The following is a 13,105-nucleotide window of genomic DNA, read 5'->3' on the forward strand; positions in this document are numbered from 1 at the left end:
AGAGCGCGGGCGGCGGCGGACACCCGCGCCGCCCGTCATGTGTCAATCGGTCGACACGTGGCCAGCATTGCCGTCCGGTGAGTAGATGTCGAGGATGTTCCAGTGGCCAGACGTGGGTGTCGGGTTGTTGATCATCGCGACGTCGATCACCGTTGGCCGGCCGCTGGCGATCGCCGCCTCCAAGGCCGGCCTGAAGCCCGCCGCCGAGGTCACGCGCACGCCGTCGCAGCCGTAGGCCCGGGCGATCATCGCATAGTCCGGCGTCTGCTCCTCGGGTTCCGCAGCCCGTGGGAAGGTCGTGCCGTGGGTGAGGCCGTAGTTCGCCTTCTGCAGCCCGGCGATGGTGCCGTAGGCATTGTTGTTCATGATGATCCAGACAACCGGCGCGTTTTCCGCCGCCGCCGTGGCCAGCATCGCCGGATTCTGCCCGAAGCCGCCGTCGCCGACGAGGCTGATCACCACCCGCTCGGGCGCCGCGATCTTGGCGCCGATGGCCGCCGGCGGGCCGAAGCCCATGGTGGCGAAGCCGCCGGGGATCAGGATCGTGCCGGGCTCGTAGATGTCGAACTGCTGCGCGACGCCGTTCTTGTTCCAGCCCACATCCGAGGTGAGGATCGCGTCGCGCGGCATCGCCGCCCGCAGGTCGGCCAGGATGCGCTCCGGCATCATCGGGAAAGCGTCGGAGCGTTGCATCTCGGCGTTCGTCTCGGCGAAAGCCGTACGCTCTGCTGCGATCCGCTCCGCCAGCCCCGGTACCTTGCGGCCTTCGGGCAGCATCTCGCGCGCCACCCGGTTCAGGACCTTGAGCGCGGCTTTCAGATCCGCCACCACGCCGATCTCGGTCGGGTAGTTGCGGCCGATCTCCTGCGGCTCGATGTCGATGTGGATGAGCTTCGAGCCGTCCTCGCCTATGTTGAAGGTGTACTCGGGATACCACGACGAGCAGTCGGCCTCCTTGAAGCGGGTGCCGAGGCCAAGGATCCAGTCAGCGGCCAGCGTCTGCGCGTTGGTGAACTTCATGCCCCAGAAACCTGTCATGCCGAGAACCAGCGGGTGATCGTCCGGCAGGACGCCCTTGCCCATGAGCGAATGGGCCACCGGGATCTGCATGTGGTCGACAAAGTCCCGCAGCTCGCCGTAGGCCCGCGCGAGGGCCACGCCTCCGCCGACGTAGAGCAGCGGCGACGTGGCGGCGGCCAGCCGGGCGACGATCTCGCGCGCGGTCTCGTCGTCGATCGACGGCTTGGCAAGCGCCTTGGTGTTTCCGTTCAGCCTGTCCCAGAGCGCCACGTCGATCTCGGCTGAAAAGATGTCCATCGGCACGTTCACCAGCACCGGGCCGGGCTGACCGCTCTCGGCCAGCAGGAACGCCTTTTCGAGGATCTCAGGCAGCAATTCCGGCGTATCGACCCGCCACGCCCGCTTCACGAACGGCCGGTAGATCTCGTACTGGCTGGCATCGGCATGCAGGTTCACCTCCTGGTGGGGGTGCTTGCCGTAGTAGTAGCTCGGGATGTCGCCTGCGATCACCACCATCGGGATGCAGTCGAGCGCGGCGTTGGCCACGCCGGTCGCGGCATTCGTCAGGCCGGGCGAGAGGTGCGAGAGCAGCACCGAGGCCTTGCCCGTCACCCGCGCGTAGCCGTCGGCGGCGTGGGCCGCGATCTGCTCGTGGCGGACGTTGATGAAGCGGATCTTCGAATTGGCCAGCGACGAGAGCACCGCGATGTTGGTGTGCCCGCAGAGGCCGAAGATATGCTCGACGCCGCGCCGCTCGAGGTAGCGCACGATCTGGTTGGACATCAGGTCCTTGCCGGGGGCGATGTTGTCCTTCGCCATCACATGACCTCCGTGTTGTAGAACTCGCCGAAGAGTTCCTCGTCCGAAGGGCGATCCATCGGGATCGGACGCGCCACCCATGTGACGTTCATGTAGTGCTTGAGCGACACGTTCTCGTTGGTGATGTTGCCGCCCCAGATGCCGCAGCCGAGCGACGAGGTCATCGGCATACCGTTTTCGAAGCTGCCGGCATTGGCCTTGGACTGCGGCTGGCGAACCATCACGCGGGAGACCGGCGCGTTGGCGGCATGGCGCAGGATGCGATCCTCGTCGAAGGAATAGATGCCGCAGGAATGGCCCTTGCCGCCGACGTCGAAGATCGCCCGCACCTTGGCGAGCGCCTCGTCGAAGTCCCTGAACCGGTAGAGCGCCATGACCACGCAGAGCTTCTCGGAGGAGAACCGGTGCTCCGGGCCGATCTCGTCCTGCTCGACCATGATGAACTTGCGGTCTTGCGGGATCTCGAAGCCGGCGATCGCGGCGATGGTCTGGGCGGAGACGGCAACGGTGTTGATCGTCCGCCGGCCTTCGTCGTCCCAGAGCGCCTTCTCGAGCAGCGCCTTTTCCCCCGCGTCGCAGAGGTAGCCGCCCTCGGCCACCAGCGCGTCGCGCATCTGGTCGTAGACCTGGTCGGCGATCAGCAGGTTGCCGTCGGCCGAGCAGCCGGAGCCGAAATCCGAGGTCTTGGAGATCCGCGAGTTCATCGCCGCCTCGGCGATGTCGGCGGTCTCGTCAATCACCATGGTCGAGTTGCCCGCGCCGACGCCGTAGGCGGGCTTGCCGGAGCTGTAGGCGGCCCTGACCATCGGCTTGCCGCCGGTGGCCAACGTCAGGTCGCACTGCTCCATCAGATATTGCGTCATCGGGATCGAGGGCTTCTCGACGCATTGGAACATGTCCGCGGGCGCGCCAAGCTTCTTCAGCGTCTCGCGCATCACCCGCACCATCTCGAAGGTGGTCGCCTTGGCGCGCGGGTGCGGCGAGAAGATCACCGCGTCCTTGCACTTTATCGCTAAGATCCCGGTCACCGGCGGCGTGAGCTCGGGGTTGGTCGTCGGGATCAGCGAGGCGATGACGCCGGCGGGCTTGGCGATCTTGGTCAGGCCCTTCTCCGGGTCCTCCTCGATCACCCCGACCGATTTCTGCCGAAGCGCGTCGCGCAGCACGCCGAGCACCTTGAAGCGCTTGCCGGCCCGCCCGGCGCGGTCTCCGATGCCGCTCTCGTCCACCCCCATCTGGGCGATGCGCACGAAGGTCGTCTCGTTGCCGCAGTTCCAGCCGAGCGCCCGGGCGAGCCGGTCCACCTGCTCCTGGTCGTAGTCCTTCATCTCCTCCATCGCCTTTCGGGCGCGGGCCAGCATCGCGTCGACCGTCGCGATTTCCTCGGGGGTGATGTCTCGTGCCATGTCGTTTCCTCCTGGTGTCCTGTGTGACGGCCTCAGGCCGGCTGACGCTTGCTGCGCCGCTGCCCGGCCTCGAAGACGGCATGCGCCGCCTCGAGGCAGTTGCGGGCGTGTTGTTCGGGGCCGAATTCCGCCATCCGCGCCGCATGCGGCAACTCGATGGAGAGCGGCAGGTCGGGGAAGAGGTAGTTGACCGACCAGAAGTCGATGGCCCCCTCGCCCGGGTAGAGCCGGGCGTCGCGGGCGATGTGGATCATCTCCTCCTTGGTGAAGGCGAGGTCCTCGGCATCGCAGATGTGCAGGAAGTTGATCCATTCCGACGGCACCCGCTCGAGGGCGAGCAGCGGCGCCTTGTTGAAATGCATGTAGAGCGTGTCGACCAGCACGCCCTGGTTGCGCCGCCCGGTCCGCTCGAGGATCTCGACCACCTCCTCCAGCGTCGTCAGCCGGGAGAAGGCCGGGAATTCGAGGTTGACCGTCAGGCCGAAGGGCGCGGCGAGGTCGCAGATCTCCGCGAAGGTATCGACGATGTAGCGCTGGTCGTTGCGCACGTCGGTCCAGGCCGAACAGATCACGTGGCGTGCGCCAAGCTCGCCGCCCGCCTCGAAGGCCGGCAGGAACTGCTTCGGGTCGAGCCCGCGCACGATCTTCATCAGCTCGATGTCGAAGCACCGGAGCCCCGTCTCCGCCAGCGCCCGTTTCGTCTCGCGCAGGATCTGCGGCGAGGTCGGGTCGATGTCCGGTTCGCCGGCCACGCCGAGATGGAAGAGGCGGTAACTCACGCAATCGTAGCCTGCCCTCGCGGCGATGTAGGTCTGCTCCGGCGGGGTCACGCCGGGCACCGTCAGGTAGGAGAGGGAATATTCGTGGCTCATGACATTTCCTTTTCCGTCCGCTCCCAGGGCGGCGGCGGCACGTGGCTGATGCGGGCCGGCAGGGCGCGCTCGAGCAGCGCCTCCGCCTTCGCCACCGGCGCGCACAGCGCCGTCCAGTCGATCCCGGTCGCAAGTCCCATCTGTTCGCAGGCAAAGGCGGCGTCCTCGGTTGCGATGTTGCCGGTCGCCTTGGGGATGAAGGGGCAACCGCCCAGCCCGCCGAGCGCAGCATCGAAAATCCGCACCCCCGCCTGCAGTCCGGCCACCATGTTGGCGATGCCGAGGCCGCGGGTGTCGTGCAGGTGCAGCGACAGCCGGATATCCGGGCCGATCTCGTCCTGCAGGCGGGTGCAAAGTCCGAACACCTGCCGCGGGTTGGCGAGGCCCGCAGTGTCCGCGATATTGATCTCCTGTACGCCGAGCGCCGCGAAATCGCAGGCGATTTCGAGCACCCGGGCCGGGTCAACCCTGCCCTCGAAGCCGCAGCCGAGTGCCGACTGGATGCCCGCGCGGACCGCGACGCCTTCGGCCAGCGCCTTCTCGATCGTCGGGACGATCGCCGCGCGCGCTTCGTCGACCCCGCGGTTGGTGTTCTTCCGCGAATGGGTCTCGGAGGCGGAGACGGAGATCGAAAGGTGCCGCACCCCCACCGCCAGCGCCCGATCCAGCCCCGCCTTGTTGAGCACCAGCGCGGTGTAGACGACGCCCGGCTTCGGCACGATCCGCCCGAACAGTTCGTCGGTGTCGGCCATCTGCGGCACCCACTTGGGGTGCACGAAGGAGCCGACCTGGATCCGCCGCACGCCCGCGGCCTCCAGCATGGCAAGGAACCGCAGCTTTTCCTCGATCGAGAAGACGCGTTTCTCGTTCTGCAGCCCGTCGCGCAGGAACTCGTCCTCGATCAGCACATCTCCGGAAAAGCCGTACACGTCATCCTCCCTCGGCGCGCAGCACGCCGTGCCTGCTCCCGACACGAGGTTAAGGGCGGCAGAACGGAATACCGAATACCGATATTTGCGCTTCGGCAAACATGATGTTAATTTTATCGAAGCGAGGGCCCATGCTCACACTCAGGCAGATCGAAGTGATCCGTGCGATCACCGTGGCGGGAACGGTGAAGGGTGCGGCCGAACTTCTCGGCGTGTCGGCCCCCGGCATCAGCCGGATCATGAAACACACAGAAAGCCAGCTCGGCCTCCGCCTATTCTCGCGGACCCACGGCCGCTACGTGCCGACCGACGAGGCGCGGGATATCTTCGCGCAGGTCTCGGCGGTGTTCCATTCGGTCGAGAACCTGCAATACTCCATTGAATCGCTGAAGGCCGGAGCCGGGCGTGTCGCTGCCTTCGCGGCCGTCCCCTCGATCGCGCATCACGCCTTTCCGGCGGCGGTCGGCCGGCTGCGGCGACGCTTCCCGGACCTTCGGCTGAGCCTCAACACCATCAAGATCGAGGAGGCGATCGACTACCTGCTCCTGCGCCGCGGCGAGGTGGCGGCGCTGAGCTACAAGCTCGACCACCCGGGCCTGCTCATGCAGCCGCTCTACAGTGGCCGGCTCATGGCGATCGTTCCCAAGGGGCACCGGCTGGCCGAGCAGCGCGTCGTGTCGCTGCAGTCGATGGTGTCGGAGCCGCTGCTCGGCGTCGACCCCGAGGACCCCTATGGCCGCATCCTCTACGAGCCGTTCCGTCAGAATGGCCTCGACGTCGAATACACGGTGATGGCGCGCACCGGCCAGATGATCGCCACGCTGGTTGCGCAAGGGTTGGGCGTTGCTCTGCTGGACGAGCTGTCACTCGCAGGACCGTCACGCCACCCCGGTATCGAGATCCGCCCCGTCGCGGAGCCGACGGCCTACCGGGCCTACGCCGCGCTCAACGCCGACGAACCGCGCTCGATCTTTGCCGACGCGCTGATCGAGTTCCTGCGACTGGAGATGAGCCTCGTCGCGTCCCGGCGGGACCCCACCTGACCCGCGCAAGGCAATCGCGTGACCCTCGTGCGCCAGCCCCTCCTCCAGCCGCAGGCCGGCAACTGGCTGCCTGATCTCCCGAAACGAAGACATGGTCCCGGCGCTCCCATGGCATGGTCACCGCTACCCGGATCGACCCGGACGGTCAAAAGTTCGAACGCCCTTGTTCAAAGTCACCGAAAGCCGGATATGATCGCCTTCCATCGCACATGAGTCCCACCTGCCGGTCGGAGGGCCATGCTGCGGCATTTTCAGGAAGGACACAGCGGGAATGACTGCCACTCTTGATGGAATCGTTCCGGTCATGATCACCCCGATGACGGATGACGACCGGATCGACTGGGACGGATACGCCGCGCTCGTCGAATGGTATCTCGCGCATGGTTCGGAGGCGCTCTTCGCTGTCTGCCAGTCCTCGGAAATGTATTTCCTGTCGCTCGAGGAGCGGGTGGAGCTGGCGCGTTTTACCGTCGAGCTGGTCGATGGCCGCGTTCCGGTGATTGCCTCCGGCCACATCGCCGGGGACCTTGACGGCCAGAAGGAGGAGCTGTCGGCGATCGCTGCCACCGGCATCGACGGGCTGGTGCTTGTGACCAACCGGCTCGCGGCACAGGACGAGGACGCCGCCGCGCTGCGCAGCCACCTCGACGCGCTGCTCGGCCACCTGCCGGGCGATCTGACCCTCGGCCTCTACGAATGCCCCGCCCCCTACCGCCGCCTGCTCACCGACGACGAGATCAAGTATTGCGCCGATACCGGACGTTTCGGCATTCTCAAGGACGTCTCCTGCGATCTCGACGTGATCAAACGCCGTGTGTCGCTCACGAAGGGAACGCCGCTTCGGATCAACAACGCCAATGCCGCGATCGCCTGGCCTGCGATGCAGGCCGGCGGCGGTGGGTTTTGTGGCGTGTTCAACAACTTCCACCCCGACCTCTACAGGTGGCTACAGGACCACGGCGCCGCGCATCCGGCGTTGGCCGAGGAGTTGAGCGTGTTCCTGGCGCTGGCCGCGCTCACCGAACCAATGGGACACCCGAAGATCACCAAGCTCTATCACCAGCGGCTCGGCACCTTCGCGAGCACCCATTCCCGTGCCGTAACCTATGACATCCGCGAACGGTTCTGGGCGCTCGAGGCGAACCTCGAACGCATCGAGGAAGGTATCTCGCTCTATCGCAACAAGATCGCCGCGCTCAAACCGCCCGCGACCTAGCGCCGAGCCGGATAGCCACAGGAGAGCGACGACGCGCCCCTCCCCGAACGGCCCCCAGATGGCCGTCAGCTATGGGGGCGTGCCACGTCGACGCTCTGGCCGCTTGCCGCCGAGAGCTTGACCGCTTCGATGACCCGCAAAGCGGAAAGCCCGTCCTCACCGCTGACCAGCGGCGCCTCGTCGCCGCGGATTACGGCCGCGAACTGCTCCACCTGGAGCACGAGCGGATCCTCGAACGAGAAGATCGGCTTGGTGAAGCCGATCGGCCCCCACCATCCGTTGTCGTCCTGATGCCGCCAGACGGCGAGGTTCGGGAGCGCGAGCGAGCCGCGCGTTCCGCCGAGCCAATAGCAATTCTCGGCCGTCGCCGGGTAATGGGCGTTCTCCCGCGCAGTCAGTTCCCAGCTCCAAGGCGCGGCCGCGGCATCCGACACGTTGACCGTGCCAAGCAGTCCACTCGCGAAGCGCAGCAGGATGACGGCGGTCTCCTCGACCTCATAGCCGCGAACGGCGTTCGACTCCATCGCGTGGACGGTTGCAACCGGACCGCAAAAGGCCTGCAGCAGGTCTATATCGTGGATCAGGTTCAGATAGACCGGCCCCGCCCCCTTCTTCCGACGCCAGCCGACATCGAAGTACCGATCCGGCTTCAGAAACCAGGTCTGTGCCTGCACCGTCGACAGCTCACCGAGCTCGCCGCCTTGCACGATCTCCAGCGCCTTGCGGATCAGGGGATTGTGCCGCCGATGATGCCCGGTCAGGACCGGAATGCCTGCCACGCGCGCCTTGCGCAGAAGCCTTTCGCCGGACGCGATATCGTCCGTGAGCGGCTTCTCGACCAGCACCGGAAGCCCGGCATCGACGCATTCCGAGGCGACGACCTCGTGGAGCTGGTTGGGCACGGCCACGATCACACCGTCCGCTCCACCGGATGCAAGCAGCCCCCCCAACGTCTCGAACCCCGGCGCGCCCGTTGCCTCGCCCCGCGACCGGGTCGCCTCATCCGGCTCGACGAAGCCCGCAAGCTCCACCCCCTTCGCATGGCGAACCGCAGCAATATGCCGATGCCCGATCAGCCCGGCGCCGATCACCGCTATCCGGACGCCGCCGCTCATGGCGCAAGCCCCTCGATCCGCGGGAAACTGCCTTTCAACGTGCTCATTCGTTTCGTCAGTCCTCTCCCCTCGTGCGGCCCCCCTCCGCACCTTGCCTCTTCGACGTCGCAGGCAGCCGCGCAGCCAGAGCGGCGCCGTGCCGCTCGATGTGCCGGCGCAACATTGCGGGCGCCAGCTCGGCATCGCGCGCAACCGCCGAGGTCGCAACCGCTCCAAGGGCCTCCCGTTCGGCGTCAGCCGGCACATGACCGAGGATCGCGCCGTAGCGGCGATGCAGATCGGCGAGCCGCGCGCTGACCTCCTGCAACATCGGCATGCCGCAGCCCTCGATCAGCGTGGAATGCAGACGCATGGCGGCCTGCGCGCTGTCGTCATCCGATGCGCGGGACAGGCGGTGCTGGTCGGCCATGACCCGGCTTTCCCATTCCAGATCCGCGACAGCGATGGCCCGGCCCAGTGCGAGCGCCTCCATGTCCGCGCGCATCCGCGTCACCTCCGCGAGGTTCTCGGCCGAGATCGGGGCGATGCGGTATCCGCGCTGGTCCTCGAAAACCACGAGCCAGTCGGCGACAAGGCGGGAGATCGCCTCGCGCATGGGTGAGAGCGAAACGCCATGTTCCGAGCGCAGCCGGTCGAGGTTCACCTTCTCTCCCGGCTCCAGGCGCCCCTCGAGAATCGCCCGCTTCAGCGCGGTCGAGACGTTGCTGGCGCGTGTCGGTTTGGAGCCCGACCGGGAAACCTCGGAATTCATGCTTGCGCTTCCACCTTTGCCTGTTACGTCAACTACTGCGGCAAAAATCGATTTCGATCAAGGCTTCGGTCTCCTTTTGGGTTGTGGCACCGCTGCAAAGCCGTCAACCTGCGCACAAAGGACAATCGACCCGCCCCCATGGAACAGCAACGCGCATCCGGCCAGTCCCTCTACGGCGAAATCCGAAGCGATATCGTGTTCGGTCGCCTGGAGCCCGGCGAGAAACTGAAGACCACGGACCTGCGGAGCCGCTATGGCACCTCGGTCTCGACCCTGCGCGAGGTGCTTAATCGCCTGGCCTCCGAGGGCTTCGTGGAAGCCCGCGAGCAGCGGGGCTTCTTCGTGGCGCCGATGTCGGAAGCCGGGCTGCGCGAGATCGCCGATCTGCGGATCCTTCTGGAAAATCATGCCCTCGAGCAATCCCTCGCAGCGGGCGACACCAACTGGGAAGCCGGTGTCATATCGGCATATCACAAGCTGGAGCGCATGGAAAAACGCCGTGCGGAGGGGGATGCCTCCGTCATCGAGGCCTGGAAGCGCTATGACTGGGAATTCCACCAGTCCCTGATCGCAGCCTGCGGGTCGGCAGAGCTGCGTGCCCTGCACGGAACGGTCTTCGACAAGTACCTCCGCTACCAGATGCAGTTCCTCAGCTACCGAGGAGAAGTCGCGGCGAGCGAGCATCGGGGGCTGCTCGACGCCGCCCTGGCGCACGACGCCGCAGCAGCCCAGAAAATGCTCAGGGCTCACATCAGCGGCGGCGTCGAACACGCACTCTCGCTTATGCGTCTTTGACCGCCGCGAAGCAGCTTCCCGCGAAGAACTCTGCGCCCCCGCCACGCCCGCGCATCAAAATCGATTATCCTCCATCAGTTCGCAATTCGATGAATTTCTCACAAATGCGGGATGAGTCGGTTGATTTTTTCGGCGCATGTGCAAGGGTTGACGATGTGTCACCTCTCAACGAGGGGCCCAGGGAGGATTTGGAGGAGAACAATGCCCATGAAACTTGCACGCCGCGGATTCCTGGCGACTGCTGCTGCCGTCGCCGTCGCAACGTCGTTCGGAACCGGAGCTCTTGCCCAGGACAAGGTCAAGCTGCGCCTTTCGGCGGTCCAGTCGGAGACCGACCAGCGCTCGGTCGCCATGCTCGAGAAGTTCGGCCCGATGGTCGCCGACTTCGCCGAGTTCGAACCGCATTGGAACGGAACCCTCTATGCCCAGGGAACCGAGCTCGAGGCGATCGCGTCCGGCGATCTCGAGATGTCGATCACCTCGGCGCAGGAACTGGCGACGTTCTTCCCGGAGTTTTCCATCTTCACCGCCGGGTACGTGCACCAGGACGCCGCGCACCAGGTCGCCGTGTTCAACGATCCGCTGATGGACCCGTTCAAGAAGAAGGTCGAGGACGAGTTGGGCGTCAAGCTGCTGTCCGTGATGTACCTCGGCCGCCGGCAGGTAAACCTGCGGCAGCCCAAGGAAGAGCGGACCGTCATGACCCCGGCCGATCTCGCCGGTGTGAACCTGCGGATGCCCGGTACGGACGCCTGGCAATTCCTCGGCAAGGCGCTCGGCGCCAACCCGACACCGATGGCGTTCACCGAGGTCTATACCGCGCTCTCGACCGGCTCGGTCGATGGCCAGGACAACCCGCTGCCGACGGTCGTCGACGCGAAGTTCTATGAGGTGACCAAGCAGATCGTGCTGACGTCGCACCTTGTCGACCTCAACTACATCGCGCTCTCCAAGGCCGCCTGGGACGCCATGACGCCCGAGCAGCAGGAAAAGGTGCAGGCCGCCGCTGACGCAGCCGCCGATTTCGGCCGCGAGAACCAGCTCAAGAAGGAAGAGGAACTCGTCGCCTTCCTCGAAGAGCAGGGCCTTGAAGTCTACGAGCCCGACGTAGCCGCTTTCCGCGAGCAGGTGCAGAAGATGTACCTCGAGAGCGATTATGCCGCGACCTGGCCGGAAGGCGTTCTGGACAAGATCAACGCGCTCGGCAACTGACGCCAGACATCTGCACGGGAGGAGAGAGACATGGGCACCATAACCCGTTGGTTCTCCCGTGCGACCGAATTCGTGGCGGCCATCCTGATGGCCGCTATGTTCGCCACTTTCATCATCCAGATCACCATCCGTTACACCGCACGCCTCTCGTGGATCGGTGAAGCCGTGCCCTTCCTCGCTCCGGACCGGTATGGCTGGACGCTGGAATTCTGCCTGCTGATGTGGGTCTGGATCGTGTTCTGGGGCAATGCCTTCATCGTTCGCCAGCGGGATCACGTGACCTTCGATATCCTCTACACCCACGTCGCGCCGAATGTGCGGAAGTGGTTCGCCATCATCTCGGGCGTGGCCGTCTGCGTGGCGTTGCTCGCGTCGATCGAGCCGACGTGGAGCCGCTTCGCAATCCTGAGACTGAAGAGCACGGCCACGCTCGACCAGCTCTTCGGCCCTGACCTGAAGATGCGCGGCATCTACTCGATCTACATCGCCTTCCTCGTGATCGTGGCGCTTCGGTATGGCTGGCGCGCGATCAACGCGTACCGAAACGGCGCCGAGGCGGACCTGCATCACTACGCCGAGATTGCTGAGGAAACCGACGAAGAATTCCAGACGGCGGATCCCAAATGAGCTTCGAATTCGCCGCCTGCATTCTCACGCTCTTCTTCCTCGCGGGGATCGGAACGCCCGTTGCCTACTCGATCCTCGTGGCGTCCATCGTCTACCTGTTCGCCTCGGGCCAGAGCATCGGGATCGCCGGCAAACAGCTGATGGACGGCCTCTACCAGAGCTTCATCCTGCTCGCGGTGCCGCTCTTCATCGTTGCCGCCAACATCATGAACGCGGGCACGATCAGCGACCGCCTGCTGCGGTTCTGCATCGGCCTCGTGGGGCGCTTCCGGGGCGGGCTCGGGCATGTGAACGTCGTCGCCTCGCTGATCTTCTCCGGCATGTCCGGATCCGCGGTGGCCGACGCCGCGGGCATCGGAAAGATCATCATCGATATGATGACCAAGTCCGGCCACTACACGCGCGGCTACGCCGCCGCGATCACCGCGGCCTCCGCGACGATCGGTCCGATCATCCCGCCGTCCATCCCGATGGTGCTCTACGCGCTCGTTTCCAACACGTCGATCGGCTACCTGTTCCTCGGCGGCATCCTTCCCGGTCTGCTGATGGGCGTGGTGCTCATGGGGATGAACTACTTCATCGCCAGCCGGCGGCAGTTCGGAATGGAGGACCCCGTTCCGCTGAAGGATCTGCCCGCACTCACGGTCAACGCCTTCCCGGCGCTGCTTATGCCTGCGATCTTGCTCTACGGGATCTATGGCGGCGTCACCACGCCGACGGAAGCCGCGGCCGTCGCGGCCTTCTATGCTCTCCTGCTGGCGGCCTTCTTCTACCGCGCCCTGTCGCTCAAGGCCTTCTACCGGATCCTTGTCGAAAGCGCCCGCTCCTCGGCCGCGGTCGGCCTGGTGATCGGCGGCGCGCTGATCCTGAACTTTATCGTCGCCTCGGAAAACATCCCCAACATGATGGCCGGTGCGCTGCTGGATCTCGACGTTTCGCCGATCGTGTTCCTCATCGGCGTCAACATCCTGATCCTGCTCCTCGGCTGCGTCCTCGACGCCACCACGATCATCCTTGTCATCATCCCGCTGTTTCTGCCCACCTGCCGGGAGCTCGGGATCGACCTTGTGCACTTCGGCGTGGTGGCGGTCGTCAACTGCATGATTGGCCTGATCACGCCGCCCTACGGCATCCTTCTGTTCGTGATCAACGCGGTCACCCACATCCCGCTGGGCGAGATCATTCGCGAGGTCATTCCCTTCCTCCTGTTGCTGATCGTTGCCCTGCTGATCCTCATCCTGGTGCCGGAAGTGGTGCTCTTCCTGCCGCGACAACTCGGATACCAGGGCTAGCCGGACCA

At 65.5% G+C, this 13,105-nt stretch carries 12 protein-coding genes; 6 read left to right on the forward strand and 6 right to left on the reverse strand.

Features of this window, described 5'->3' with window-relative positions; genetic code table 11:
• Nucleotides 1-42 precede the first annotated feature (42 nt).
• Genes CHB86_RS20470 through CHB86_RS20485 form a run of 4 tightly spaced genes read right to left on the reverse strand, consistent with a single transcriptional unit; the run spans nucleotide 43 to nucleotide 5,046 of the window.
• Nucleotides 43-1,839 carry a thiamine pyrophosphate-binding protein gene (locus CHB86_RS20470; protein WP_089234978.1) on the reverse strand — a complete coding sequence of 599 codons (1,797 nt, stop codon included), beginning with the start codon at nucleotides 1,837-1,839 and terminating at the stop codon, nucleotides 43-45.
• Nucleotides 1,839-3,245 (reverse strand): aldehyde dehydrogenase family protein, encoded by a 1,407-nt coding sequence (locus CHB86_RS20475; RefSeq protein WP_089234979.1) that lies wholly within the window; start codon nucleotides 3,243-3,245, stop codon nucleotides 1,839-1,841. The genes CHB86_RS20470 and CHB86_RS20475 overlap by 1 nt, the downstream gene beginning before the upstream one ends.
• A gap of 32 nt (nucleotides 3,246-3,277) precedes the next feature.
• A complete protein-coding gene (locus tag CHB86_RS20480) occupies nucleotides 3,278-4,117 on the reverse strand; it encodes a sugar phosphate isomerase/epimerase family protein (RefSeq protein ID WP_089234980.1) in 840 nt (279 codons plus the stop codon).
• Nucleotides 4,114-5,046, reverse strand: coding sequence for a hydroxymethylglutaryl-CoA lyase (locus tag CHB86_RS20485; protein ID WP_176442958.1), 933 nt, complete (start codon nucleotides 5,044-5,046; stop codon nucleotides 4,114-4,116). Before CHB86_RS20485 ends, CHB86_RS20480 begins: the two co-directional genes overlap by 4 nt.
• Before the next feature lie 131 nt (nucleotides 5,047-5,177).
• Between CHB86_RS20485 and CHB86_RS20490 the strand changes: the two genes are divergently transcribed.
• Nucleotides 5,178-6,089, forward strand: coding sequence for a LysR family transcriptional regulator (locus tag CHB86_RS20490; protein ID WP_176442959.1), 912 nt, complete (start codon nucleotides 5,178-5,180; stop codon nucleotides 6,087-6,089).
• 271 nt (nucleotides 6,090-6,360) lie between these two features.
• Nucleotides 6,361-7,305 (forward strand): dihydrodipicolinate synthase family protein, encoded by a 945-nt coding sequence (locus CHB86_RS20495; RefSeq protein WP_089234983.1) that lies wholly within the window; start codon nucleotides 6,361-6,363, stop codon nucleotides 7,303-7,305.
• A 65-nt stretch (nucleotides 7,306-7,370) separates the two neighbouring features.
• Here CHB86_RS20495 and CHB86_RS20500 read toward each other — a convergent pair whose 3' ends face one another.
• Both CHB86_RS20500 and CHB86_RS20505 read right to left on the reverse strand, forming a co-directional pair.
• A complete protein-coding gene (locus tag CHB86_RS20500; protein ID WP_089234984.1) occupies nucleotides 7,371-8,420 on the reverse strand; it encodes a Gfo/Idh/MocA family protein in 1,050 nt (349 codons plus the stop codon).
• A gap of 55 nt (nucleotides 8,421-8,475) precedes the next feature.
• Nucleotides 8,476-9,171, reverse strand: coding sequence for a GntR family transcriptional regulator (locus CHB86_RS20505; protein WP_089234985.1), 696 nt, complete (start codon nucleotides 9,169-9,171; stop codon nucleotides 8,476-8,478).
• Nucleotides 9,172-9,309: 138 nt separating this feature from the next.
• On the opposite strand from CHB86_RS20505, the gene CHB86_RS20510 reads away from it, so the two are divergent.
• The 4 genes from CHB86_RS20510 (at nucleotide 9,310) to CHB86_RS20525 (ending at nucleotide 13,097) form a co-directional block, all read left to right on the forward strand.
• A complete protein-coding gene (locus CHB86_RS20510; RefSeq protein WP_089234986.1) occupies nucleotides 9,310-9,966 on the forward strand; it encodes a GntR family transcriptional regulator in 657 nt (218 codons plus the stop codon).
• A 201-nt stretch (nucleotides 9,967-10,167) separates the two neighbouring features.
• Nucleotides 10,168-11,178, forward strand: a complete 1,011-nt coding sequence (dctP, locus tag CHB86_RS20515) for a TRAP transporter substrate-binding protein DctP (protein WP_089234987.1) — start codon at nucleotides 10,168-10,170, stop codon at nucleotides 11,176-11,178.
• Between the two features lie 30 nt (nucleotides 11,179-11,208).
• Nucleotides 11,209-11,805, forward strand: coding sequence for a TRAP transporter small permease (locus CHB86_RS20520; RefSeq protein ID WP_089234988.1), 597 nt, complete (start codon nucleotides 11,209-11,211; stop codon nucleotides 11,803-11,805).
• Nucleotides 11,802-13,097, forward strand: coding sequence for a TRAP transporter large permease (locus CHB86_RS20525; RefSeq protein ID WP_089234989.1), 1,296 nt, complete (start codon nucleotides 11,802-11,804; stop codon nucleotides 13,095-13,097). The genes CHB86_RS20520 and CHB86_RS20525 overlap by 4 nt, the downstream gene beginning before the upstream one ends.
• The last annotated feature ends 8 nt before the right edge of the window (nucleotides 13,098-13,105 follow it).

It is taken from the genome of Tropicimonas sediminicola (genome assembly GCF_900188335.1).
Classification (GTDB): domain Bacteria; phylum Pseudomonadota; class Alphaproteobacteria; order Rhodobacterales; family Rhodobacteraceae; genus Tropicimonas; species Tropicimonas sediminicola.

What these genes read in the sequence shown, in the direction of transcription:
- CHB86_RS20475 (WP_089234979.1), bottom strand. Translation starts at nt 3,245, where the DNA reads ATGGCACGAGACATCACCCCCGAGGAAATCGCGACGGTCGACGCGATG.
- CHB86_RS20510 (WP_089234986.1), top strand. Translation starts at nt 9,310, where the DNA reads ATGGAACAGCAACGCGCATCCGGCCAGTCCCTCTACGGCGAAATCCGA.
- CHB86_RS20525 (WP_089234989.1), top strand. Translation starts at nt 11,802, where the DNA reads ATGAGCTTCGAATTCGCCGCCTGCATTCTCACGCTCTTCTTCCTCGCG.
- CHB86_RS20505 (WP_089234985.1), bottom strand. Translation starts at nt 9,171, where the DNA reads ATGAATTCCGAGGTTTCCCGGTCGGGCTCCAAACCGACACGCGCCAGC.
- CHB86_RS20490 (WP_176442959.1), top strand. Translation starts at nt 5,178, where the DNA reads ATGCTCACACTCAGGCAGATCGAAGTGATCCGTGCGATCACCGTGGCG.
- CHB86_RS20470 (WP_089234978.1), bottom strand. Translation starts at nt 1,839, where the DNA reads ATGGCGAAGGACAACATCGCCCCCGGCAAGGACCTGATGTCCAACCAG.
- dctP (WP_089234987.1), top strand. Translation starts at nt 10,168, where the DNA reads ATGCCCATGAAACTTGCACGCCGCGGATTCCTGGCGACTGCTGCTGCC.
- CHB86_RS20500 (WP_089234984.1), bottom strand. Translation starts at nt 8,420, where the DNA reads ATGAGCGGCGGCGTCCGGATAGCGGTGATCGGCGCCGGGCTGATCGGG.
- CHB86_RS20495 (WP_089234983.1), top strand. Translation starts at nt 6,361, where the DNA reads ATGACTGCCACTCTTGATGGAATCGTTCCGGTCATGATCACCCCGATG.
- CHB86_RS20520 (WP_089234988.1), top strand. Translation starts at nt 11,209, where the DNA reads ATGGGCACCATAACCCGTTGGTTCTCCCGTGCGACCGAATTCGTGGCG.
- CHB86_RS20480 (WP_089234980.1), bottom strand. Translation starts at nt 4,117, where the DNA reads ATGAGCCACGAATATTCCCTCTCCTACCTGACGGTGCCCGGCGTGACC.